Genomic DNA, 24133 nt, shown 5'->3' on the forward strand with positions numbered 1-24133 from the left:
CTCGGGATATAAATATTTTTATCTTACGGAAACCTCCATCTCCATAGTGATACTTAATTCCGATCAAATCACCATACAAATTGAATATCTGCTCTGTAGCGATGGTCACTTTCATTTTTCTGAGAAGCTTGTTGTATTTTTGTGACCAATTTGTTTGCAAATCTTTTCAACATGATAGAGCATAGCCATTTTCAAAGGCTTGCCCTCCGAGTAGTCTGCAGGAAGCAACTGCTCAGCACGGGAACTTTTGATGGCAAGTTCATAACCAGCTTCATAGCTTTTTAGTGTTTTTTCCTGATTGATACTTCCGTCACTATTTTTACTTTCTCGATAGACAGCAAGACTTACACCTCCCATTTTCTGAACCAGAGAGAATGCAGGGATATCGGTCAATCCATCGCCTACAAAGATCATATTTTCAAAGGGTATTTCGTAGTCATCTACGACTTCATTGACATCTTTATCTAAGCCTTTAGCGATCTGATATATTTTTTGCGTTTTGATCGTGTGTCCCACTGTTTCTTTTGGGAAAGCAATATCACCATCACTGTTTTCGTTCAATCGGCAAGCATATATCTTTTTGAAGAATGAAGTAAGATTATGACTCTCAATAGCCCCATTTATCATCTCTGTCAATCCACCACTAATACAGTAACATTCCAACTCTATATTCAAATCACTATATGCTTCTTTATACACTATGTTGAGCACATCATCGAAGATACTTTTCTGGCTCTCCCTTCGGCTTAAGCCATCATATAGGGATATTGACCGCCCTAGATTAAACAGGTCACTGTTTGATAGCTTTAAGTGATTCTCTGCCATATATTCAGTGATGACTTTAATATAGCCATGCTCCAGATCATATTCTTCATCTGTCACTTTCTTAGTACATCGTTTCCAGAATTCACTCTCATCTATATTCCAATGTTCTATCAGTTTTTTCTGTTGATAATACGGTGACATTGTTATATCGAAGTCAAATATCAGTGCTATTTTTTTACTCATGGTATTCCTTTTTCTCTTTAAAGTTATATTTACTCTATATCTATATTGTATGGATGTATAGACAATACTTTAATGATCTTTATTATATTGCCAAGTACGTTTTTAATATCCTTCCGATTTTGGGGTGTTTGAGTTTCTTAATGGCGGAGGCTTCAATTTGTCTAACTCTTTCTCTACTGACACCAAGAATTAATCCGATCTCTTCTAGTGTAAACTCTGTTGACCCGCAATGCTTTAGACTATGATTGATGTGTTGAATATCGTGATTGCATTCTAATAATCGACTCATAACGGTATCGTTACTATATTTATCTTTCAGTATTATTTCTTGTTGTAATTTTGACATGCTGTTTTCTTCCTTTATCTGTATGTTTTTTATTCAATCTTCATCGTCTCTAAATGGGTCGTGTGGGCTAAATGAATCATCTTCTATTGCTACCTTATAGTTTTCTAGGAACTCGATCGCTGATTTAATGATCGAAATATCTTCAAACATATGATCGTAACCCGCGACAGTACAGTCTATATTAGGGAATTGAAGAAGTGATCTAGTGACTGCATGATCTAGTCTCTCGTCCATACTGCCAGTAAAGAGAGCATAAGGCGGGTCGTCTATTTCGTCATAAAGCCCTACTGTCTTTTCCATAAGATTTACGATTTCTTCCATTCTGGATAAATGTCTTTTTGTAAGTTTAAATGTGTCACCATTAAAGAAACTATTTATGCCAACTTTGTCTTGAAGCGTTTCCCATGGTTTCATTGAGGGGTTTATCAAGACAGAAGGACAGTCTAATTTAATAGACGCTAGGTGTGCATAATATCCACCGAGTGAACTACCAATTATGATTGCGAATGAATCTCTATCTGTAGCTTTTTCGGTGAGTATTTTAACAATAACTTCATCAGGGTCGATGCCAGATGTAATTATATTTACGACTTTTGCATCAGGGAACATTTTCTTTAATTGTCCAGATTTATTTTTACCATCAGAGGCGAAACCAGCGATATTAATTAAGAGCAGTTTTTTCTCATTCATTCATAATCCTTACTATTTAATTTTCATCAATATATAACCCTAAAATTGTCATATTTTTATAGGTTCTATATGTGAATAATTTTTTGGAAGGGTTTAAACTTTTGAGCTTTCTTTCTCGAAATAGTGTTACCCTCTATATCTATATAGTATGGATGGGGTCGATTTCTTAACAGCAAATTGATGTTTGGAGGGTATTTGCAAGTACTTAGTTACAAAGTGATACAGAAATATCATGATTTAATCATAAATATCTCTTTCTTATTTTCTTTAGAAATTTTTACAATAGGGGGAATTCCATTTATTTCTAAGTTAAGATAATCTCCAATGAATATATATCTTTCACCATCTTTGGGAACTATATTTTCTTCATGTAATTTATTATTTTTTATAGACTTATATAAAAGCATTGCATCTTTCCAGTGTTCATCTTTCTTCCTATTCTCATTTTCATTTTTCTTAAACGATACAAAGCCTTCAAATAGGTAAATATTACATGTTAAAATATTTTTTATACGATTTATAAATTCTAAAGCACCAAGTGTTACAGTCGCACCTGCTCCATAATACCAATATCTTGTTACTCCCTCTTCTTTTTCAAGTTCTTTTCGACCCAAAGGATTTTTATTTTTATCAAAAGCCATTGATAATGGAGCTTCAAGAATTAGACCTATTTTTTCATTTTCACATTTATCGTAAAATTTTTGAAACTTCTCTTTCATACCGGAGAAGACTATATCTTTTTTTTCTATAACTTCATTATTTCGAACTATCACAACTCCACAGCTTTTACGGCTATTTGAATATCCCACATCTACAATAAACCAATTATGTATTTTTTTGATTTCGCTAACATCTTGAATAATTTGCATATTTCACTCACCTATAAATGATTAATATGTCATATTAGCCTTTTCGGAATTAACACACACTTATAAGTGATTGCTGAATAGGTGATGATTAGCGTAGAATTTTTGAATGATAAATGAAGATGAGTTTTTTAATATTATTACTGAAATTGTCAAGGAAGAGAGGAAGAAGAGGAAGATTAGCCAACTGCACCTAGCTCTTATTTTGGGTCATCAATCTCCCTCCTATGTTGCACGAATCGAACTGAGACAAGACAATGCAAATTATAACCTTCATCATCTTTTAATAATCGCCGAAGAGTTCAATATGGACATTCAGCAACTTATCCCGTCTACAGCATAGGCTCCTCTATAGTATTCCCTTCATCATTATTCCAACTATCTACGAATGATGGGATAAAATAATAGGTAACCACTTTATCATATCCAAATTTTTTACTTTCTGATTTTACCCCATGATGCAATGATGCAAATTCTAATACTTTATTGAAATTAGTACTATTTAAAGATCGGACATTACGTATTAGTTTTGAAGTTGCCAAAGTGTTATTTTCATCATGCTGACGTTTTTTTAAGAAATTTTTAACTTTCTTTGCAATTTCCAAATAGTCATCCTCGCGATATTTCAAACTATCCTTCGTTGCTTGTCTGTATTCTAGAAAGCTTTTAATTTGACTCATTGTTTCTTCTGCAATCGTAATACCAATGTTCATATACTTCAATTCAATCTCCTCCCCAAGTTTTTCTCCTCCTTCATAAAAGGTATCAAAGATCTGTATAATCATTGCATATTTAATAACTGCGGTTTTCTGTCTTACCAGAAAGGCAGCATTCTCTTCACTTTCCCATTCCTCATCAAACGCATCAAAATTATTATCTTTAAACCATTTTTGATATCTCTCTATTGACTCGTCACTCAAAGGCATCTCTAATGACTCTTCTAAACTAGAAAGGTATTCCCATATTTTTACAGCTACATTTTGAAATTTACTGAAATCGTGTTTTTCTCTATTTTTAAATGGTTCCATATGAATAGTCTCTTTCATATGATAGATTGAGAACCGATTAAGGAATCCACTTACGAAATCACTATTTTTCACATCCGAATTAAACCAATGAGGATTTGAGACAAGAATTAGAGAGATGAAAGGGTTATCAAGCCAAATTTGTTCTCCCGTTCCCTCTTTCCCAACCAAATCCTTTCCATAACTACTCTGCGCATAAAGTGATGTGAAGGATGCTTTATGCTGTTTATCATTTAACATCTTATTGATAAACTCTGATCCTTCATCGTAAGTAGAGAGAAGTCCATGTTGATTAAAGGAAAGGTTCTTTATCATTCCTGCAAATGTTGACCCTTGCCCAGAATATATATACTGCATCCTTGGCTCATCAGCATTTTCTCTCTCTTCAGACTTTAATAGTTTATATGCTACTTTTGCGGTCTTATAATCATCTTTTAGTTTTTCTTCAAGCTTTTCCAGAACTATGCTCTTTGACAGTTGTAAAGTTGTACTTTTTGCAGATGTCCCACTACTTCCAATAATAATTGCCCAGAGATTCACTCTGAGCTTCTCCATAGAACCACTAAATGTTGTAGCCTTTGTCCCTATTGCCGTACTCATAATAGGCAGAATTATTTGTAGTATCATACTCTTAGGCACACCTATATAAGACCTCAACTCTACTGACGCATCTTTTATAAAGCTACCAGCCTTATCTGTTATATCATTATCATCAATATCACACTCATATGTTGCCTCTTCTTTTAGTTCATTTTTTGACATTGCTACTCCTATAAAGTTTTTATTTTATTATTATCTAGATATTCAAGGATGTCACTCTTCAAGTATCTAATTACAGAACTTTTGCTCTGACCTAATTTCGTATACGGTATACCCACCTTAAGAGATCTCCACTTTTGTAGTAAATGAGTAGAGACACCAAGAAGCTTTGATGCTTCCTTTGGTGATAAATATTCATGGGAGTTCATGTTTCAATCCTTGTTCCAGTTCTTCCATAATTTGCCTATAATCTTCATCTTTAATGTATGTATTGATTCCATCATTGGTACTAGTAATGTGTTTCCCAGCCGAATGATAGTCTGTAACAAAGGTTATTGCCACACATATGTCTTTTCCATATGTTGGCACTATTTTTTGCTTTGCTCCAAATTTCATTACCTGATAAAGTCGGTCAGCATGAAAGAGATATACTCTGCCTTTTTCTTTTTCTCTGTAGTTGATAAGCTTAACTATGTTGTCAGATAGTAGCAACTCTATGTCTGAATTTTTTGTATAATATGTTCCCATTTTGGGCTCCTTATAATTTTATGAATTCAAGAATTACGTATTTGAATTCTAATTGTAGAATGCCTATAATTAGGGGGGATGTCACAGGGGGAGAAACTATATAAAATTTACCCCTTTAATATAAATGGGGGCATATAGTATTATTTTAAGAGTTTAAATTTAACAAAGATTTTACTATCTTGATTTGTTTTCTTATTTCCTTTTTTCGCACACTATCGGTTATTATGTCTCCATTTATACAAGTGATATATTTGTCACCATCGCCATTGTGTCTCTGGCAGGTATCTTTTAATTCACCTCTGCATTCAAATAAGAGTACATGGAAATTATATATGTACACTGCATTTTCTAAACTTAGGTTCTCTTCTTGATCCTGAGTATACTGGTATATAATACTCGCTTTTTGCAAGGCACAAATAGAATTAAATTTTTCTACCTTGTTTATGGATCTAAGATCTTCAAGAAGCCTTAACTTCTCTGATGAGTACAAGGATTTATGATATGGTTTTTCTTGTTTATAAATTTCTTTGAGCAAATTACTTATATCTTTTTCCTCGTCTAGTATATTAAATTCAAGCACAACTTTATTTGACTCTATTACTTGCAGTGTTGGCAATCCATAATTTTGTCTATACACAGGATATATAATCTTTTTCTTTATTTCACGTTCTAACATTGAATAACCATCATCCTTTGACTCTAGAAACTCCTCTTTATGTTTCTTGAGAATTGGCATAATTGTGTCAAGTGTTCGCGTAGAATTATATATTGGTTCATACCCATACAATGGTTCACTATCAGGGGAATCTTCATTATTTGTTTTGAAGCCGTTAGCTTTTGCATATTTATACTCTCTGATATCAATACCATACTCATCACTAAAGTGTTTGGTAAAGTCCAAATATGTTTTATGCCCCTCTTTATTTAAATATTCTAGAACAGTTTTAGAGTTTTCTATTTTTGAAAGTGTATTAGTTGAATTATTATATATACTTATTGAAGCATCAAGAACTTTCAGGTCATTGCTACTTTTTTTATTTGCAAATAAGAAGCTCCAGAGCACACGATTTAGCTCTTTTGCATCAGTACCAAATGTATCTTTATTTAGGTAGCCTAATTTTTTTGCTTCATTATAATAATTTCGTACATTATTATATTTACCATCTTTAAATTTTTTGCATATCTCCAAATAATCTTTTTCATAAAGAGTATACTTTTGCTTATCTATAAAGATTTTTTTAGCATCTTCAATCAAGTCTAATTTTTTCATAATTTGTATTCCCTGTAATCTACCTGAAGAGAGAATAGCACAATGAGTAACATCAACCCAACCACTTATGGGTAACTATATCTTAATTTATAAACTTATCCTCCAAGTCATTAACAGCATCAGCACCAACATCTGGACTCAATTTTGCATATCTTAGTGTCATGTTGATATCTTTATGTCCCATGAGTTTTTGAATAGTAAATATAGGTGTTCCATTGATTGCAAGCCAACTCGCAAATGTATGCCTTAAGGTATGGAAGCACACTCTATGCTTTGCATCCTTTGGTTCCAATTCACTGTTGAACAATTCTCCTACTAATTTAGAGTACATATTTGGTATGGCATGAAGATGATCATATGTACTTCCTGCGAAGAGATACTTGTTTGGGCTTTCAAACTCTATATCTTTTAGAATATCATAGACTTTGCTTGTTATTTTAATTTTACGACTAGAGCCGTTCTTGGTTTCCGTCAAATTAATATACTTATTTTCCATATCAATGTCTTTATATTGAATCCTCAGTATCTCTCCTGCTCTAGCACCAGTCGTCAATCCAAGTAAAGCCATGAAATACACATCGAATCTTCTTAGTTTTAATTCATCAAGAAGGAGATTGGCTTCCTCTTTTGAGAGATATCGTTCTCTAGCATTATTAATACTCTTTTTATTTGAACGCATCAAAGAACTACGATCTACCCTGGAAACACTAGCAGGGTTATTCTTGCACTTTTCCTTACCAATAGCCACATTAAATATCGCAGATACCTGTTGTCTCATTCTCTCAATAGTTGCAGGAGCTAAACCTTTATCTTTAAGTACCATAATCAAATTATCCATGTCGTTCTTGGTGATACTTTCAACAGCTAAATGCCCTAAACTACTTTTGATATGATCTCTATACCGATTAACGAATGATTGAGGCTCTTTATAATCTGCATATTTTACATACTCAAAGTAATCTCTTGCAATTTCATCAAATGTTACAGAGGACTTCTTCCGTAGATTTGAGACATCCTCTCCCAGATATTTCATATTCATAATCTTACTTCTACGTTGTTTGCAATATGCTATATTAATACCATCAGACTTTTTCCCTATCATGAGGAATTTGTTCTTACCAAATTCATCTCTATAATTAATGTCATAAATTATCTCACCTTTAGCATCTACTCTCTTATAAATTCCTGTGGCAACCCGCTCTCTCTTTCTTGTATTTCTCATCATCGTCTCCTAATATATATTCTATATATACTTTTCGAGCACTCTTTGATTAATAGTGAAATTCCCAAATATCATTATCCATCAATGCGTGAGATGTGAGACGTTAGACGCTATATATAAACTTCTCTACCCTTGCCATACCAATACATATATCAATAATTAAATTTAATTATTATTATTTTATTGTTCTATATATATTTGTATTGTTGGATTTAGATTGGGAATTATATTGGGATTGGGAGGGGGAAGAAGAGTAGGGATATCCCTCCAGCGTCTCACGTCTAACGTCTCACCTAATCTAATATAAATTTAATGATTTCAAGAAGATGTTCAGGGTACATTTGAGAGGATATTTGTTAGCTATTTGTTAGCACAGGAACCCTTGCCGAGAGCGTACTATTTTACAAGGCACGGTAGGAACGAATTTCTCTAAATATTGGTTATTTTACTATGGACACGCCTGGAACGTCTGTGTGGGGTAACTCACCGAGGGTTCGAATCCCTTCCTCTCAGCCATAAAATACTATAAAATCAATATACACCCCTAAACAACGATATTTTATAACTTCTTTAAGGTTAGAACATTTTACACCTTGCTACCCTATTGCTACCCATTCTTTAAAAAAGATATAAAATAAACTATTTTTAACCTCCCCAAAACCTCCCTAACCCCTTACCCTCTTTTACGGTTGCATTTTATCAACTAAGTACGGTTCGAATCCTGATGGGTGTACCACTTTTCTATATATATTCTATTGTTGCAAGTTCGAATATGCCGAAAAGCTATTTTCTTCTTTTGCAATGTAAATTTTATATGATGTTTTATTTCTATCAATTACAACGGTTGATGCTTTATTATATTTTTGAAAACTTGGAAACTCTTCAAAAACTTTTATGAAGTCTTCATAACTTTCATCTATCCTGATGTGCTTATCTGCACTAATAATAGTATCAATTATATTTTCTGCTAAATGTTGCATTTTTTCTATACTTGATAGTTCTATTTTTTCTACAATAGATCTTTTACGAGCTTTTTCTATGTATCTTTTGATGGTATTAATGGTTTTCATGAAGGAAAGATACATATCTTTATCTTTAGGATTATTGTATTCTTTAGAGAAAGACGTTAATATTATCAATATATTTTTTATTTCTATTTTAGAAAGTTTAGATAAATCTATATTTAATTTTGAATCAAATCGGTCACCAATTTGATGTATTGCTTCTATTCTAAACTTTATATTTTTTTTCTGTTTAGCTTGAAAAAAAGTCAATTCTTTCTCTTCTTCTTCAAGTTTAGTAATGGCCTTCATAAGCATTTTTAAAATTAATAAATTTTCTTCTTGTGATAATTTCGTCATTCTTTTTCGAACCTCTTAAAGAGTTATTTAAAACTAAAAAAGCCAGATTACCTCTTGATTAGGTAACCTGGCTTTCTCTAAGAGACCCGTAGGTTTTCCGCCCTATTTTCACAAATAGTTTAGCTTTTCTTTTTTGTAATCAACAATCTATTATAGTCTACATGACTATTTTATATATTATGGAATGAAGTAGCTTAAATCATTCTTAAACACTTATTCTCAAAACCTTATAAAATATATAACTTTATAAGGTTTTCTATCGCAAAAATTTTTCTAATATTTTTTCAATGTTATGACCCATTTTTTGACCCAAAAAAAGACCCACGTTTGTCCTAAAATTTTCATTAAACCTTTATTTATAATGTGTACATGGAATTTTGTAGAATTCTATAGAAAAAAATATTATTAAAGTATTTCTTATTGAGCGATCAACATCTAATCTGTATAGTAAGTAAAAATATATATTATATATCATAATATAATATATATCACAATAAAAGGGATAAAAAATGAAAAGACAACTTCTTATAGCATGTAGTACACTTTTACTCAGCGCTTGCAGCTCTTCATCTATTAACTATGGTGATTACATACATAAAGGTATCAATTTTGGTTCTGATAGAGATAAAGATTATAAAAAAGGTGTTCGGAATGCCTGTCAGACGGTTGATTGTGGATATACAAAAGACCTCAACAAATTGAAAAATAATGAAAGTTATCGCATGGGCTGGGAAGATGGCTTGTTTAAGTGCAAAGGTAAGAGTAAAGAGGATCAACTACATGGCTTTTAAAATACTCTTTAACAACCAAGGTCATATTTGACATATGGGGAAAATAGTAAAAGGTAACACAAAGATGGAAGAGTACAAATACAGTGCCAAGTTTTATGATCCGCTTCTTTTTCCTTTTATCCGTCCTATTCGCAACAAGGTGATCGCACTTGTCAAACAATATCACTACAAGTCGATCCTCGATGTTTGCTGCGGTACGGGTGATCAGCTTAAACTACTTAAACAGCATGGATTTGACGGTGAGGGTATAGACCTTTCAGATGCTATGCTGAGTGTTGCAGGCAAAGGAGAACATAAAGCAGACTGCATACATCAGGATGCTACACAAATGCACTATGAAAATGCCAAGTTTGACCTGGTAATGACTGCTTTTTCTCTGCATGAAAAGAGCCATGCTTCCGCACGTAAGATCGTTGAGGAGATGGTGCGTGTTACTTCTGAAGGTGGGGATATTTTGATCGTTGATTATGAACTGAGTGAAAAAACTTCTACGCTCTCAAAAATACTTATCTATTTCATCGAGTGGCTGGCCGGTGGTGAACACTACCGGAACTTTAAATCTTACGTTAAAAAGGGTGGACTCCCTGAACTTCTCTCAGGTATCACACTTACAACAGAAGTAGAGCGACACTATTTCGGTAAATACGGAATCGTATTGCTCCTGCTTCGCAAGGAAAAAGTTTAACCCAAGTTATTACCCCACTAATGTTTAAGTTGCCCTCTGACACATCGTACATGATAAGAACGATTCTTGTTATACGGTTCTGCTTCTCCATAACTCATAGAGATCCGCCATGCTTCTTTTCCTGGATTTTTTGCAAAAGATGTTGATGTCCAAAATCGCTCGTCATTACGCATTTCAAAACCTTTTTTAAGGGCAGGACGTTCTTGTGTCAGATCGACAATAGTATAGGCTTCCATCAGTGTCGGAAGACGCCAATCCTCAAAACCATCGAGTTTAAGCTTTTGACAATACGCTATGGCTTCTTCCTGCATCATCTCATTTTTGGAAACAGCTTGATCGTCCTGCCAGACAAGTCCTGTCTTGTCATCCTGCTTGGATGATGCTGCAAATAACAGTGTACTACTGATCGCTAGTATGAATAAAATAGGTTTCATTTGCTCTCCTTTGCAGACTGTAGCGGTATATCTTTGACGCAGCGGACTGCATGATTGGTGGTTGTATAGCTATAATAGGTTTTCCCCGTACGAAAATCGATCGTCCAGGCACGTGACCGAGTAGGAGCAAAGCCCGTTGAAGTCCAATAGGTTCCTTCCTTCACAAAGCTAAAGACAGGATTGATCGCAGGATGAACACGCGTATAATCCACTATTGAGAACAACTCATTAAATGTTGGTAACCGCCAGTGAGCTATATCATTTAAAACAAGTTTATCGCAGTATAACACAGCATCATCCCAATCTTTCGAACTTTTTTGAGAAGAGATATTATCTTGCCAGTAGATAGCATTTTTCTTATCTGTTACTATACTATTTCCGTGTTTTTCTTCGGCAAAACTGTTTATGCCTGCAAGTAACACTACGAGAAAGAAAATCATATATTTTTGCATATTCCAATACTCCTTTAATGATATTTAGAAGTTTAATTATAGCAGGATTTTATATGGGTTCTACAGAGTCATAGGAAGAGAAAAAATAGCCAATTCTCATGAGGTCATAAATGCTAACAGACTACTTTTATGATCACTTCACACAACCTAGTTTTATTTACTGCGTAAGTTGATTTATCTTATTTATTTGATTACAATACAATACTATCAAACTACTAGGAAATTAATATGGCAGATGGGCACTTTGAAACACTTGAAAAAATTGTATACGATAATGACTTAGAAGCACTAAAAAAAGAGATCGCAGACGGAACAGATGTTAACCTTCAAAACAAATACGGGTGGACACCGCTTCATATTGCCATTAGACGTGACCGAAGAGATATGGTAGCTTATCTCTTAGAAGAAGGTGCAGATATCAATAAAGTTGATGGCGTAGGATGGACACCACTTATGGAAGCTGTAATGGATGATATGACAGAGCTTTGTGCCTTCTTAATAGAAAAAGGAGCTGATGTCAGTATCGCTAACCAAAGAGGGGCAACGGCAGCAATGCTTGTTCAGAAATTTGGACGTGAGTCAATGGTAAAATACTTTTAATGTCATTTAGTGATATTCAGGTTTCTTCCAATCCCAAAACAACCATACTAAAAGCAGTACGCCAATACTCAGATTGACCCAACTTCCGCCATCTTCAAAAAGCTTTTCCAGTAACCAGTAGAGTTTTCGTCCGACCTCGGTTGGTTCACTTAAAATTTGTGCATGTGCCCAGTCTCTGATCTCTTCTCCCCAAATGAACCCTGCGATCTCCGGAACTATAAAGAAAAGCACTACACCAAATACACCCAAAATACTCCGGTTTGGTTTAAGTGACTGGGCACTTTTTTGTAAAACAGGATTTTTCACAACACGTTTAGCTGCAGATCTAATACGTTTTTTCATATACTCTTATGCTCCAAATTTACAAACATCATACCCCATTTACCATAAGATATGGGAGTACCATGTTGGACAAAAAATCAAATCCCTAACCCAAATCAAACCACAATTTAAATACAATCTTTCCCAGATTAAATTTCAAAGATCAATATGATTTCAAAAAAATACTTAGCTGCCGTTATGTTAAGATTGGTATTTACATCTTCAGCTTTCTCTGCTGACAAATATAGCAAGCAATATGCCATATGTATGGATGGACCCCAAGCCTCCTAAGGTGTTACCATGGCTATACTGAATTGTGGATACAAAGAAATAAAGCATCAAGACAAAAGACTTAATAGTTCCTATAAAGCATTGAAAAAGAGTCTTTCAAAAAGTAGACAGAAAGAGCTTCTGACAGCTTAACAGTTATGGATCAAATATAGAGATGCAAATTGTGGGTTTTACAATGATCCAAATGGCGGAACAATGCATCGACTGTTTGCACAAGAGTGTTTTATGGATGCAACACGATCGAGAGCAGATGAACTTAAATCTATGCTGGATATATTCTAGAAGATCAAAACAGCTTAAAGTCAAGTTGTTAGACTATAATGCGAAATAACTTCTTAACGCAAGGAACTACATGATAAAGCGACTACTGACACCATTGTTGATATTTTCATCTCTTTACGCTGAGGAGATCGAGGAGATCCAGCCACTTGACCCTGAAGTAGTAAAAAGCCTTTACATTGAATCTGCTCTGTTTGTTGCGGTTTTTACCATAATGTCTATTGTTTCTATCATCATTTCAAAAAAACATGCTGCACAAAATTTATTGAACGACAAAAAAAAGAGAGAAGAGAAAAAAGCACAGGAAGAGGCAGAGAAAAGATCTCAACCCAATTTCATTGAAGAATCTCATGAAACAAAAAGAGTTGAAGAACTCTCAAAAATGCTAAAAGACGGACTCATTACGGATGAAGAATTTCAAGTATTGAGTGATACTTCTAAAGCAAAATCTGATTAAAAACAGATGAAGCATGACTTCATTATATAAAAGGTAAACTACGACCTTTTCGACTACTTCGGTAAGCCCAGTAACCGAGAGGGAACGAATCTCCCGTTATATTTTTGGGTCACCGAGTTTACCAAAGTGTACTTAGTCCCTACCTTCTGCCAGATCGATCAAGTGGAATCCTTTGTCCCAACGCTTTTTGATCGATCTTCTAAATACATTGAACTGATTGTTGGCAACATAAGCTTCCGCTTTCTTGTCGGCATTTTTTTCAAAAAGACAGAACCATCTTCCTATGCCGTATTCGATCTTGACAAGGCTATATCCATCATCCCATCGTTGTTTTATAGCAGTACTGACACCATCCCAATCATCAGGACTGCTATATGCCTGAACTTTTTGTTCTGTACTTTTAGCAAAGATCCCTATCCAGAAACCTTCTGCCGGCTCTACGTCAACCAGAACATACCCCTCTTTCCATCGCTTACGGATCACTTTACGAAATTCCTCCCAATAACGTATGATTTCAAGTTCCGTTCCTGTGTATTTACTGCCTTTGACAAGCACACCGAACCACTCTCCTTCTCCATTTTCTATGTTGAGAAGTTCAAAGCCTTTTTGTTTGTATGCGGCAACTGAGGCTCTGAATTTTTTCAGATCTCTATGGTGTGTATAGGCTTGTTGTTTATAGCCTGTACCTTTGGCATATACTGCCGACCATCTATCGTCACCATATGATATATCAACGATATCAAACCCATTTCCCCACTCTGTATTGATCGCATCTTTAAAATGTGAAAATTTCTTATTGGAAGTAAATGTCTGATCTGTATAAGGTGTACTTTTGGCAAATACACCTACCCAAAAGCTCTCTGCTAAAACCATTATTGGTAGAAAGAGCATTATCCCCACAACCCCAAGTATTTTTTTATTTATTTTCTGCATCACTACTCCTTATTATGATATTTTACTTCATATAATAACATAAGATTGTAACCTTTAATTTTAAATACCTGGGGGATAGTCTACTTTTCATACTTCATCACACTTCAACTCATACACAACACAAAAATCGCTATAATAAAGATAATCGCAAAGAATGTATAGAGGTATAAGATGTTAAAAAGAAAAATGACACTGTTTAAACTGCTTGGTTTTACCGTATCGGTCGATGCGAGTTGGGGGATCATCCTTTTTTTGGTGGTGTGGTCGCTTGCTGAGGGACTTTTCCCGGGTTATTTCCCGGATCTTAGTAACCAAACCTATTGGGTAATGGGACTGGTCGGGGCCATGGGTCTCTTTGTGTCCATCATCATCCATGAGTTTTCCCACTCACTCATAGCCCGCAAGTACGGACTTGAAATACGGGGCATTACACTCTTTATCTTTGGTGGCGTAGCGGAGATGAAGGATGAACCGAACAGTCCTAAAACCGAATTCTTTATGGCCATCGCAGGACCCATAGCCAGCCTTCTGCTCTCCATCCTCTTTGCTGCCCTCTATCAGGTAGCCAACATCATAGAGTTGCCGATACCCGTCATAGGCATCCTGGGTTATCTCTCTGCTATCAATATGCTGCTTGCAGTGTTCAATATGGTACCGGCATTCCCCACAGATGGAGGACGGATACTTCGTTCACTTCTGTGGTGGATAAAAGGTGATATCTACTGGGCAACCCAGGTCGCTTCACGTATCAGCCTTGGATTTGCCATGGCCATTATCTTCGTCGGTTTCATGAGTCTGCTCGGAGGCAATTTCATCGGGGGACTGTGGTGGATACTCATCGGATCTTTTCTCTTTAATGCTGCCAACATTTCGTACCAGAGACTATTGATGAAACAATCATTTGAAGGGAAAACCGTACGCCATTTCATGAACCCGAACCCCGTGACCGTTCCTTCTCACATAACGCTACAAGAGTTTGTCGACAAGTATCTCTACCACTATCACTACAAAATGTTTCCTGTAGTCAAAGACAATAAAATTTCAGGACTCATCACGATACAGATGCTAAAATCACATCCGCAGCAAGAGTGGAAGCACCTTCTTGTGAGCAAAGCGATGCAGCTTCAAAGTCCGGATAATTCGATCGATTCAAGCACCCTCATCAATGATGCTTTGAACAAAATGAGTGAAACTGGACTCAGCCGTTTACTGGTAGTTGAACACAAAAAAACTGTAGGCATCATCACCCTCAAAGACTTACTTGAATATCTGGCGTTAAAAATGGAGTTGGAGACAACGCCGTAGCAAAGTAAATGAGGTAGCGCACTTATATCTAAAATGATTCGGGCAGGGGTACAAAGAAAGAAAACCCCTAATCTTGCAGGACCGTGTAAGAAAAAAAGGGGCAAGCTATTTTTTGTCCCACCTGCAAAAAATATGATGGCAGCATCTCGCAAACCATATCACCTTAACATCTGTATTCTTCATCTCTTCCACAAAAGCATCAAGCATATCAAACACCTCTTTAACTTCTTGTCATTCTTTCATCCAAAATCTATAATCTTTTTGGTGTATCTTATCATGCGCATCGGCAATCTGCTATAATATCAGTATGGATACAAACTTTTTTATGCCACCACCCATATCTACAAACCAACACAATGAACCCCGTAAAGTAGGATTTGAACTTGAGTACAGCAGTCTAGAGCTCAAAACAAGTGCTGCTTTGGTGGTCGAAGAGCTGGGGGTAGGGCAGATAGAGATGATCAATCCCTACCACTACAAGATTAACGGTACTCCCTACGGGGACTTCACCCTTGTTCTTGATTTTCAGTTTCTCATCAAACACGGTCTGGGAACATGGCTTCATGAGGCGGGTCTAGACCTGGTGCTCAACGAAGAGATCACCCTTGCCATAGAAGAGTTCATCGCTACACTCTCTGAAACCGTAGTCCCCTATGAGATTTCAACCTCTCCGCTCGCATTAGAGGATCTCGGGGTGATAGAGCGCATTAAGGATCTTTTTCGTAAGCACGGAGCAATGGGGACCAAAGCCAATCCCTTTTATGCATGTGGTTTTCATGTCAACTCGGAAGTTTCCTCTCTGGAGGTTGAAGAGATCATCGATACACTAAGAGCTTTTTTCCTTCTCTATGACTATCTTATAGAGTGGCTCCAGCCTGATATGAAACGTCGTATCGCTCCCTATATCGATCCCTATGAGGAAAGTTATATCATGAAGGTGCTTGATCCGTCTTATGCCCCTACGATGGCAGTCTTCATCGATGACTATATTACCTACAACCCTACCCGCAACCACGCACTCGATCTTCTACCGCTGCTTACCTGGATAGACAGAGATCGGGTCATGGGAGTCCTGGAAGATGAGAAGATCTCTGCTCGTCCTGCCTACCATTACAGACTGCCGGACTCAAAGATCGACGAACCCCTTTGGCATACCTATGATGCATGGAACAGTTGGGTACTGGTCGAAACACTGGCTTGTGACAAAGAAGCGTTGCAGCAGATGAGCGAGACCTACAGCGTTTTCCTCTCCCTGCCACTTGCTTTTCTACAGAAAGAAGAATGGATCATGGAGGTGAGAAGATGGATCAACACCCAACTGTCATAGTAACAGGTTCTACCAAAGGAAGCCGTGTCGCCTGGACGATGAGCCGCTCACTGCTTAGACTGCATGGTGTCCATGCACGTTTTTTTCACCCAGGTTCGTGGGATGCCGATGCACCTATGGACGGATTGCTTATCACCGGAGGTATTGATATCGATCCTGAGCTTTATGGCGCAAAAAGACACACAAGCATCCAAAAGACCGACCCTGCACGTGATGCCATGGAGATGCAGCTGCTTGAGCGTGCCAAAAATGAGTCTCTACCTGTCATGGGGATATGCAGAGGGATGCAGCTTATCAATCTTTTCATGGGCGGCACGCTGCATCCGCATATCGGTGATATGGATCTCGATTTTCATCATCCAAACACACCCCTTCCTTTGCAGACACTTGAGATCGAAGCGCAAACCCATCTTCACAAAATACTCAGGAGAAACTCGCTAAAGGCAAACGCCCTACATCATCAGACCATCGATCGTATAGGAAACGGCCTTACTATCGCTGCAAAGGATCGTAACCGTTTGGTACAAGCCATTGAGTCCAAAGATGAACGGTTCATTTTAGGCTTGCAGTGGCATCCGGAGTTCATGCCCTATCATTGGAGTTCGCGTCGTATCTTTCATCTCTTTACCGCAGAGATCAAGAAGCACAAACATACACTACCCTAGATCGTACCCCTGGATCAGATAAAAAAAAGTGTCAGGATCGCATAACGTACCCCTTTGGCAACAAGCACCAACAGAAAGAATTTTTTGAAATCATAATGCAATACCCCTGCAACAAAGGTAATCGGATCACCAATGATCGGAGTCCATGAAAGCAGCAGTACGATAGCACCATACTTGTCAAAGAGACGTTCTGCTTTCATGAAGGGTTCTTTTTTGACATAATGTTTCCGCTCCAGATAGTCTATCCCTTTACTCCCAAGAACATAGTTCACACATGAGCCCAGGGTATTGCCAAGTGTTGCTACAGCAAGCAATGCATAGAGGTTATGTCCTTCCATGATATCATAAACCAATACTGCTTCACTCACCACAGGCAAAAAGGTAGCGGCGGCAAAAGAGGCAAAAAAAAGTGTAAGGTAGACCAAAAGAGACCCCGTCAATATTTTGTATCCCGAATTATGCGATAGAATTGCTCAAAATAGCGTTTATTTTTGTGCATTAGGTGTTTGCAAAGAATTTAGTGTGCAATAATGAATGCTAGTTTAGTGATTTCTATTGCATAATCCAAGTTTACACTATTATAGCATGGATGGCTCAAGATAGAGGGTAACTAGAGGAGAGACTTGAGCAGGCAGAACTATCTCTTAGCATTTTTGCAAGGAGTGGTAATAAATGAGTAGCATACCTATTACTCTACCATATAAATATCTAAAACGATCCGTGCAGGGTTGTAAAGATGGAAAACCCTTAGTCTTGCAGGACCTCGTAAGCGAATACGATAAAACACAGAGCTGTCATCTCCATAGGCTTCACCTCGTAACATCTTGATGGACTGAACCAACCTATGTTCTGATACCGTGACGTCTTTTGCACTGCTACTTCTAAAACCGGAGAATTCCACTTCAATGCTATGGTTCTGCTCTAAGGTAAATGTATAGTGTCCTGCATTGTCGGAAGATGTCCCTGCTTTGGGTGCGCCATACCCTTCCCAATATTGTACATCAAAAACGATCCGGGTATATCCTGTATGTTCGCCTATACGTATATGGGAGAGGTCCAATCCATCGGAAATAGTACCTCCGCTTAAAACCTGAATGGGTTTACCCTCAGATACCCCTACAGTCAAACTTAGCACAAGCATCATACGAAACATGAATGCCATAGTATGACTAGTCATAATGCTCTTCTGTTTGGTTTTACAAATTGAATGCTATCCACAATATTCTCTTTCTTTATAGTATAGCTATAAGAGACCCAAAATATTGAACATCTTCAAAACAAAGCAATTTATAGTATACTAACGGCAATATTTACATGAAGGTTTTTTATGAAAGCATTGTCTTTATTTTTTGTTCTCTTCTCTCTTCTCTTCTTCACTGCCTGTGAGGGACCAAGTTTAGGCGGCGGTAAAGTTAAAAAAGAGTATTTCACTGGCGGGAAGATCCAATCTGAATTTATCATGACTGACTCAACTGAACAAAATGGACAACTTAAAAAATATGGTTACGAAGGTCATCTCACTTCCGTTGTTGACATTAGAAATGGTGTGAAAGACGGTATGGAAGTTTGGTATGATACAAAGGGTCGAATCATAAGAAATGTACCTTATGTCAATGGCAGAATTCACGGTAATTTAAAAGAGTTCTATCCTAATGGTGATATCTTGGCAACCATTCCATACCAGAATGGTATGAAAAACGGTCAAGCATTTTCTTACAATAAAGATGGAAGCGTTCATAGAAAAGTAATATTTCAAAATGGAAGAATGATCAACTGACAATGAACCTCTTACCACGATATACACATATCGTAAACCCTAAACTAAAACATACTTATCTTAGTTTTGACAACGAGGGGAACCTCGTCATTAAGTCTCCCAAAACATCCCAACACTACATCGAACAACTCCTGCTTAAAAAATCTGATTGGATCAACAGGTCTAGAGAAAAACTCTTACAGAAAAAAGGGAAAGCTTTGGATTTCTCCCAACAGGCACAACTCTACTATCAGGGCCAAACTTATCCATTGAGACTGATAGAACAGACAAAAAAAAGAACCACACTCATCTTTGACCAGGAAGTCTTTTTACTCTATTATCATCACTATGATGAAGTGCTTTTTCAAAAGCATGTGGATAATTTCTATAAAGAAGAGGTCAAACAGTTTGTTCCTCTCCTTGTAGAGAAGTGGTCCAGGCAGATGGATCTCACACCCACAAATATACGTTTTCAAAAAACCAAACGACAATGGGGCAGCTGTTCAGGGAAAAATGTTTTGAGCTTCAATACAATGATGATGAAACTCCCCCAGGATGTGATACAATATATCGTCGTACACGAACTGGCACACATACAACATAAACATCATCAAAAAAGTTTTTGGAAGCTGGTTGAGAAACATATACCTGATTATAAACAACATGTAACAGAACTGAAGAAATATACAACTTAAGGAGTCACCTATCGATACTGTTTATCTCATACTATTTATGCTTATTATTCTCATTGGGTCAGTTTTTGCTTATATCTACTACCTCAAAGAGAAAAAAGAGCAGCTTGATGCTATAAAACGAGGGTTTTGCCCCAAGTGTCATCAAAAGTCCATAGAACTCACAGACCAAAGATCAGGCGGTTGTTCTGGTCCCAAGATCCTCTCCTTTGAATGTATGGAGTGTGGATACGCAAATAGTTTTTCTGTACAAGGTGGCGGAGGTTGTGGCATTTGACATTATTTTCATAACGTGATATAACCTTCTTAAAAAGGTAATAAAATGCACTTTTCTGCAAGCTCCCTTAACTTTACTATACTCCCCTACCAAGTAGGTGTTCAACCTCCTGTAACCAAACCTAATCCTGAATTCTTAACAGACATCGGGGAAGAAGGCATGCGAGCCTTACTTGATAGATTTTATATGGGTCTTTTTGAAAGTCCTATCAAAGCACTTTTCCCAAAAGAGATAGATGTAATGAAAAATGCGGGACAAACATCTGCAGACTTTTTCATACAGATCTGTGGAGGAACACCCTACTTTAACCAAAACCGTGGTGCTCCGCAAATGGGAAGAAGACATGCTCCTTTTGCCATCACTCCTGATGCAAGACTGCATTGGCTTATCTGCTTTGAAGAAGCACTGCAACCTATAATAGATGAGAAACAAAGCAGTGAAGAGAACATCCAAAGCTTTTGGGACTACATTAATGTCTTTTCTGTCTGGATGATAAACGCCAGAGGGTAAAATTAGGCAAACCGTTTCACCCGTCTATGACAGTAAGGGGTTCCTCCCTTGCGGTCATAATAGTCTTGATGAGACTTTTCTGCTGAGTAAAAAGGTGTTTTATCTAATACTTGTGTTGCTATCTTCAAGCCCTTGCTCTCTAGAATTTTGATGAGCTTATTTATTACGGCTCTCTCCTCTTTATTATTGACAAATACTGCAGAGAGGTATTGACTCCCGATATCTGGACCTTGCCCATCTGCTTGTGTGGGGTCATGTATCTCAAAAAAAGTTTTAGCCAGTGTTTCATAACTTACTTTAGAAGGGTCATAGAGCACTTCTACCGTTTCCAGGTAACCTGTATTGGTTCTTACCACCTGATAATAGGTTGGATCTTTTACTGTTCCGCCCATAAAACCGGAAGTCACCTCTTTTACACCCTCAATCTTTTCAAGATAATATTCCACACCCCAAAAACATCCACCGGCAAAATAAGCTTTAGCCAGTGTCATTTTAGAAGTTGCTTTCTTCTTGTCAAAATTAAGAGAGATCGAGTTGACACAGTGACGTACATTTTTAGCTGTCATCCCTTCACCTTTAAATACATGACCTAAGTGCGAACCACAATTGGCACAGAGTATCTCGGTACGTCTTCCGTCTTTATCGGTTACTTCTTTGATCGCCCCGGGGATGGCATCATCAAAGCTCGGCCAGCCACAATGACTGTCAAATTTGTCATCCGATCTGTAAAGAGGTGTATCACATACTTTACAAGTATAGACACCTTTCTCTTTGGTGTTCACATACTTACCGGAAAAAGCTCTTTCTGTTCCCTTATCAACAATAACATGTTTTTCAAGAGGTGTTAGATTCTTCAATGTCGTTGTCCATGACTTTACTTCAGCAGAAAAGCCAAAGGTGATAAAAAGTATAGAGATCCATAATGTAATTTTTTTCATAGCTATCCTTCGATTTTTATAGAATAATAACTTGATACTGTGCAGTCTTGATGTACTAGTCTCTCATAATAGCATATTTGCCAGAACCTAAAAAGACAATGGCTAAAGCACTTAACAGATAGAACATCGGTACCTCAACAGCCCATGCTCCATGCGTACCAAGACTCAAAAGTGCTTTACTCTGTGTCAAGTAGATAGCTACAGTCATATTGACAGCTATCACAGCTGCCCATAATCGGCTCTTCCATCCCAAGATCAAAAAGAGTGGTGCGAGTATCTCCCCTACATACACACCATAAGCCAAAATTTCAGGCAATCCCTGCCCACTGACCAAACCTTTGATAAAGCCTATACCATGCAACGCTTTATCGATACCATGAAAGAGCATCAGTCCGCCAACCATAAATCGTAAAATTAGTTTTCCTATATTTTCTGTCATTTCTAACCTTTTATTGCAATCATAGCATACATTTACCACAGCAGATAAATAGCTGACGTAACTTTAATATATGATTTTTATCAGTGTATTTTTTTTACCATGTTTCTATATAAGGGTATAAAGCTTTTTAGCATGAAGTTGGACACAACCGTGTGATGCTCTTCGTCCCAGTCAATGTAATGTAAAATAGTCTATCTAAAATATACTGAAGACCATAGAAGGACAAGGAGCGTAAATATTTTGTTACTTATTATGGACATATTCAATATATTAGTAATTTATAAGTATTATTTAAGATATAGTTCATACTTAGTTCATATTGATCTTCTACAATAAGAAATCTTAATAATTGGAGGGATATATGAAATATTCAAAAACACTAGGTTCGGTTGCGCTTTCAGCACTTTTAGTCTTGGGAATGGCAGGTTGTAGCGACAACGATACTACAGTAATAGAAACACCCGTAGCGGAGGCACCAACACCAGAGGCTCCCATAGAGTTATCATCAGATTTGGCAGCTATTGCTGAACTTGAAGCGGCAGAAGTAGCGGCAATATCAGCTTCTTTAGTGGGTGTTACGGAAGAGGATAAAATTCCGTTTGGCGATGGTAGTTTCTCTGCATTTGAGCGTGTGGCAGTTTTCCCAACCGTGAAAGATGCAGATGGCAACCTTGATCATGCGGCAACGTATGCGAAAGTAGCAGAACTTGCGAATACTTTTGCTAAACATGTAGCAAATATAGATGAACCAACCAGTGACCCTGAAACATTCAAAGGGGCTAACTGGATACTTGGAGGGACTGAGTTACCAGTAACAAATAATTTAGGAGATGCGGATGTTATGCATCATATGTTAGGTATTCCTACTAAGCTTCCTATTGATCCAAATGTTCCTATGTCACCGGCAAATACTAAAAAAGTAAAAGTAGTTGAAGTGTGTAACTCAAAATATGCAGCTAAAGCATTAGGTGTTATAAATGTAGGTGGAGATGAAGGTGCTAAGGTTGCTGCTGGTATCTATCATACGACAGCATTACCATGTGAGGTTATTATCTATAATGATGAAGATGCGATATTTGTTGACATGTTAAACCCTGAGACAATTTTCACTCTTTTCTTTACTGAAGTTTTCACTGCTGATGAAATGAACATCCCTGCTTTTAAAGCAGATATGATGGCTCTTCCTACGCAAGTTAAAAATGAAATTTTTGCCATGATATATAATGCATTTGATACAGCTGGCGAAACATACACAAAAACGTCTATTAAAATGGGAACGATATACTCAGCTATGTCAAAAGTAGAAGCAACTACTGATACTTCAAATGATGGTAAAGAGCCATATAGACATTACTCATATACAAGCGATGGAACAAAAGAGTTTACATCTACTGATGCGAAAGCAATAGCAGCTACACTTATTTCAGTAATGACAAGTGATGAAGAGGGTACAGTTGGTTCTCAAGAAACGGCATTAAAAAGTATCTTGCCAAGTGAAATGGCTGGCGTACACCCTGCTTGGAGATCTGGTAGACTGGAACCTTTAAAAGTACCGGGAGGTTCTTGGATAGTTGAAGCATGTTCTCCTACGTATGCAAAAGAAGCACTTACAACTGGTGAGTACCATACACCTGCACTTCCATGTGAAATAGCAGTATTTGTCAATCCAGATGACAATAAAACGATTGATATCTCAATTTTAAACCCAGAGTTTATGTTTGGTGCACTGTTTGCTGATGGTATGGAAAAAATGACAGTTGATGAAATAGCAGGATTTAATACAATTATTGACAACATCAATGGTGACTTAAAAACTATCGTTGATTATGCAATGGAAAACAATGTAACTACTGGTAGTTTTGACGGTACAAATATGAAAATTACTCCTGTAATTTACTAAAAGTAA

The 24133-nt window shown here is 36.9% G+C and carries 30 protein-coding genes, 1 tRNA gene, 2 pseudogenes and 1 riboswitch; of the genes and pseudogenes, 15 read left to right on the plus strand and 18 right to left on the minus strand.

The window, feature by feature from the left end:
• Positions 1-111: 111 nt before the first annotated feature.
• The 4 genes and pseudogenes from ACLHDG_RS13610 to ACLHDG_RS13625 form a co-directional block, all read right to left on the minus strand.
• Positions 112-1008, minus strand: a complete 897-nt coding sequence (locus ACLHDG_RS13610) for a hypothetical protein (RefSeq protein ID WP_415406786.1) — start codon at positions 1006-1008, stop codon at positions 112-114.
• An 82-nt stretch (positions 1009-1090) separates the two neighbouring features.
• Positions 1091-1222 (minus strand): annotated as a pseudogene (locus ACLHDG_RS13615) (sigma factor-like helix-turn-helix DNA-binding protein); the annotation flags it as partial.
• A 165-nt stretch (positions 1223-1387) separates the two neighbouring features.
• On the minus strand, positions 1388-2044 hold the full coding sequence (locus ACLHDG_RS13620; protein WP_415406787.1) for a YqiA/YcfP family alpha/beta fold hydrolase: 657 nt from the start codon (positions 2042-2044) through the stop codon (positions 1388-1390).
• Positions 2045-2274: 230 nt separating this feature from the next.
• A complete protein-coding gene (locus tag ACLHDG_RS13625; RefSeq protein ID WP_415406788.1) occupies positions 2275-2913 on the minus strand; it encodes a hypothetical protein in 639 nt (212 codons plus the stop codon).
• Between the two features lie 106 nt (positions 2914-3019).
• Here ACLHDG_RS13625 and ACLHDG_RS13630 point away from each other — a divergent pair, with 106 nt between their 5' ends.
• On the plus strand, positions 3020-3253 hold the full coding sequence (locus ACLHDG_RS13630) for a helix-turn-helix domain-containing protein (RefSeq protein WP_415406789.1): 234 nt from the start codon (positions 3020-3022) through the stop codon (positions 3251-3253).
• Here ACLHDG_RS13630 and ACLHDG_RS13635 read toward each other — a convergent pair.
• The 5 genes from ACLHDG_RS13635 to ACLHDG_RS13655 form a co-directional block, all read right to left on the minus strand.
• Complete coding sequence (locus ACLHDG_RS13635; RefSeq protein ID WP_415406790.1) at positions 3243-4697, minus strand: DUF3987 domain-containing protein; 1455 nt, start codon at positions 4695-4697, stop codon at positions 3243-3245. The genes ACLHDG_RS13630 and ACLHDG_RS13635 overlap by 11 nt on opposite strands.
• An 8-nt stretch (positions 4698-4705) precedes the next feature.
• On the minus strand, positions 4706-4903 hold the full coding sequence (locus ACLHDG_RS13640) for a helix-turn-helix domain-containing protein (RefSeq protein ID WP_415406791.1): 198 nt from the start codon (positions 4901-4903) through the stop codon (positions 4706-4708).
• Positions 4890-5222 (minus strand): hypothetical protein, encoded by a 333-nt coding sequence (locus tag ACLHDG_RS13645; RefSeq protein ID WP_415406792.1) that lies wholly within the window; start codon positions 5220-5222, stop codon positions 4890-4892. Before ACLHDG_RS13645 ends, ACLHDG_RS13640 begins: the two co-directional genes overlap by 14 nt.
• A 145-nt stretch (positions 5223-5367) precedes the next feature.
• Positions 5368-6492: a hypothetical protein gene (locus ACLHDG_RS13650; RefSeq protein ID WP_415406793.1), complete on the minus strand. Its 1125-nt coding sequence runs from the start codon at positions 6490-6492 to the stop codon at positions 5368-5370.
• Between the two features lie 82 nt (positions 6493-6574).
• Positions 6575-7714, minus strand: coding sequence for a tyrosine-type recombinase/integrase (locus tag ACLHDG_RS13655; protein WP_415406794.1), 1140 nt, complete (start codon positions 7712-7714; stop codon positions 6575-6577).
• A gap of 386 nt (positions 7715-8100) precedes the next feature.
• Here ACLHDG_RS13655 and ACLHDG_RS13660 point away from each other — a divergent pair.
• A tRNA-Ser gene (locus ACLHDG_RS13660) sits at positions 8101-8230 on the plus strand.
• Positions 8231-8466: 236 nt separating this feature from the next.
• On the opposite strand, the gene ACLHDG_RS13665 is transcribed toward ACLHDG_RS13660, so the two are convergent.
• Complete coding sequence (locus ACLHDG_RS13665; RefSeq protein WP_415406795.1) at positions 8467-9075, minus strand: hypothetical protein; 609 nt, start codon at positions 9073-9075, stop codon at positions 8467-8469.
• A gap of 58 nt (positions 9076-9133) precedes the next feature.
• Positions 9134-9209, minus strand: a riboswitch (cyclic di-GMP riboswitch).
• A 375-nt stretch (positions 9210-9584) separates the two neighbouring features.
• Between ACLHDG_RS13665 and ACLHDG_RS13670 the strand changes: the two genes are divergently transcribed.
• Together ACLHDG_RS13670 and ACLHDG_RS13675 are read left to right on the plus strand one after the other, a co-directional pair.
• Positions 9585-9866 (plus strand): hypothetical protein, encoded by a 282-nt coding sequence (locus ACLHDG_RS13670; RefSeq protein WP_415406796.1) that lies wholly within the window; start codon positions 9585-9587, stop codon positions 9864-9866.
• Between the two features lie 34 nt (positions 9867-9900).
• On the plus strand, positions 9901-10551 hold the full coding sequence (locus ACLHDG_RS13675) for a class I SAM-dependent methyltransferase (protein ID WP_415406797.1): 651 nt from the start codon (positions 9901-9903) through the stop codon (positions 10549-10551).
• 17 nt (positions 10552-10568) lie between these two features.
• Here the strand turns inward: ACLHDG_RS13675 and ACLHDG_RS13680 are convergent, their stop codons facing one another.
• The gene (locus tag ACLHDG_RS13680) at positions 10569-10985 is read right to left on the minus strand and encodes a DUF1566 domain-containing protein (RefSeq protein ID WP_415406798.1); all 417 of its coding nucleotides are present in this window, start codon (positions 10983-10985) and stop codon (positions 10569-10571) included.
• Positions 10982-11437, minus strand: a complete 456-nt coding sequence (locus ACLHDG_RS13685) for a DUF1566 domain-containing protein (RefSeq protein ID WP_415406799.1) — start codon at positions 11435-11437, stop codon at positions 10982-10984. Before ACLHDG_RS13685 ends, ACLHDG_RS13680 begins: the two co-directional genes overlap by 4 nt.
• A 228-nt stretch (positions 11438-11665) precedes the next feature.
• Here ACLHDG_RS13685 and ACLHDG_RS13690 point away from each other — a divergent pair, with 228 nt between their 5' ends.
• Positions 11666-12037: an ankyrin repeat domain-containing protein gene (locus tag ACLHDG_RS13690; protein ID WP_415406800.1), complete on the plus strand. Its 372-nt coding sequence runs from the start codon at positions 11666-11668 to the stop codon at positions 12035-12037.
• A gap of 6 nt (positions 12038-12043) precedes the next feature.
• On the opposite strand, the gene ACLHDG_RS13695 is transcribed toward ACLHDG_RS13690, so the two are convergent.
• Positions 12044-12379, minus strand: coding sequence for a hypothetical protein (locus tag ACLHDG_RS13695; protein ID WP_415406801.1), 336 nt, complete (start codon positions 12377-12379; stop codon positions 12044-12046).
• Between the two features lie 279 nt (positions 12380-12658).
• Here ACLHDG_RS13695 and ACLHDG_RS13700 point away from each other — a divergent pair.
• Positions 12659-12931: pseudogene (locus ACLHDG_RS13700) on the plus strand (lysozyme inhibitor LprI family protein).
• A 70-nt stretch (positions 12932-13001) separates the two neighbouring features.
• Entirely contained in the window at positions 13002-13385 is a 384-nt protein-coding gene (locus ACLHDG_RS13705; RefSeq protein WP_415406802.1) for a hypothetical protein, read from the plus strand.
• 132 nt (positions 13386-13517) lie between these two features.
• Here ACLHDG_RS13705 and ACLHDG_RS13710 read toward each other — a convergent pair whose 3' ends face one another.
• Positions 13518-14318 carry a hypothetical protein gene (locus ACLHDG_RS13710; RefSeq protein ID WP_415406803.1) on the minus strand — a complete coding sequence of 267 codons (801 nt, stop codon included), beginning with the start codon at positions 14316-14318 and terminating at the stop codon, positions 13518-13520.
• A 171-nt stretch (positions 14319-14489) separates the two neighbouring features.
• On the opposite strand from ACLHDG_RS13710, the gene ACLHDG_RS13715 reads away from it, so the two are divergent.
• From ACLHDG_RS13715 to ACLHDG_RS13725, 3 genes are all read left to right on the plus strand, one after another.
• Positions 14490-15623 (plus strand): M50 family metallopeptidase, encoded by a 1134-nt coding sequence (locus ACLHDG_RS13715; RefSeq protein WP_415406804.1) that lies wholly within the window; start codon positions 14490-14492, stop codon positions 15621-15623.
• Between the two features lie 307 nt (positions 15624-15930).
• Positions 15931-16950: an amidoligase family protein gene (locus ACLHDG_RS13720; RefSeq protein WP_415406805.1), complete on the plus strand. Its 1020-nt coding sequence runs from the start codon at positions 15931-15933 to the stop codon at positions 16948-16950.
• A complete protein-coding gene (locus ACLHDG_RS13725; RefSeq protein ID WP_415406806.1) occupies positions 16926-17615 on the plus strand; it encodes a gamma-glutamyl-gamma-aminobutyrate hydrolase family protein in 690 nt (229 codons plus the stop codon). Before ACLHDG_RS13720 ends, ACLHDG_RS13725 begins: the two co-directional genes overlap by 25 nt.
• A 14-nt stretch (positions 17616-17629) precedes the next feature.
• On the opposite strand, the gene ACLHDG_RS13730 is transcribed toward ACLHDG_RS13725, so the two are convergent.
• The gene (locus ACLHDG_RS13730; protein ID WP_415406807.1) at positions 17630-18040 is read right to left on the minus strand and encodes a YqaA family protein; all 411 of its coding nucleotides are present in this window, start codon (positions 18038-18040) and stop codon (positions 17630-17632) included.
• 263 nt (positions 18041-18303) lie between these two features.
• Positions 18304-18792 carry a hypothetical protein gene (locus ACLHDG_RS13735; RefSeq protein WP_415406808.1) on the minus strand — a complete coding sequence of 163 codons (489 nt, stop codon included), beginning with the start codon at positions 18790-18792 and terminating at the stop codon, positions 18304-18306.
• A gap of 150 nt (positions 18793-18942) precedes the next feature.
• On the opposite strand from ACLHDG_RS13735, the gene ACLHDG_RS13740 reads away from it, so the two are divergent.
• From ACLHDG_RS13740 to ACLHDG_RS13755, 4 genes are read left to right on the plus strand one after another with little or no spacing between them, the layout of a single operon-like run.
• Positions 18943-19392 carry a toxin-antitoxin system YwqK family antitoxin gene (locus tag ACLHDG_RS13740; RefSeq protein ID WP_415406809.1) on the plus strand — a complete coding sequence of 150 codons (450 nt, stop codon included), beginning with the start codon at positions 18943-18945 and terminating at the stop codon, positions 19390-19392.
• Between the two features lie 2 nt (positions 19393-19394).
• On the plus strand, positions 19395-20066 hold the full coding sequence (locus tag ACLHDG_RS13745) for a M48 family metallopeptidase (protein ID WP_415406810.1): 672 nt from the start codon (positions 19395-19397) through the stop codon (positions 20064-20066).
• 37 nt (positions 20067-20103) lie between these two features.
• On the plus strand, positions 20104-20340 hold the full coding sequence (locus ACLHDG_RS13750; protein ID WP_415406811.1) for a hypothetical protein: 237 nt from the start codon (positions 20104-20106) through the stop codon (positions 20338-20340).
• A gap of 45 nt (positions 20341-20385) precedes the next feature.
• Positions 20386-20850 carry a globin gene (locus ACLHDG_RS13755; RefSeq protein WP_415406812.1) on the plus strand — a complete coding sequence of 155 codons (465 nt, stop codon included), beginning with the start codon at positions 20386-20388 and terminating at the stop codon, positions 20848-20850.
• 2 nt (positions 20851-20852) lie between these two features.
• Here ACLHDG_RS13755 and ACLHDG_RS13760 read toward each other — a convergent pair whose 3' ends face one another.
• Complete coding sequence (locus ACLHDG_RS13760) at positions 20853-21707, minus strand: bifunctional methionine sulfoxide reductase B/A protein (RefSeq protein ID WP_415408346.1); 855 nt, start codon at positions 21705-21707, stop codon at positions 20853-20855.
• 136 nt (positions 21708-21843) lie between these two features.
• On the minus strand, positions 21844-22227 hold the full coding sequence (locus ACLHDG_RS13765) for a DoxX family protein (protein ID WP_415406813.1): 384 nt from the start codon (positions 22225-22227) through the stop codon (positions 21844-21846).
• 361 nt (positions 22228-22588) lie between these two features.
• Here ACLHDG_RS13765 and ACLHDG_RS13770 point away from each other — a divergent pair, with 361 nt between their 5' ends.
• Positions 22589-24127 carry a hypothetical protein gene (locus ACLHDG_RS13770; protein WP_415406814.1) on the plus strand — a complete coding sequence of 513 codons (1539 nt, stop codon included), beginning with the start codon at positions 22589-22591 and terminating at the stop codon, positions 24125-24127.
• The last annotated feature ends 6 nt before the right edge of the window (positions 24128-24133 follow it).

It is taken from the genome of Sulfurovum iocasae (assembly GCF_047716765.1).
Classification (GTDB): Bacteria; Campylobacterota; Campylobacteria; order Campylobacterales; family Sulfurovaceae; genus Sulfurovum.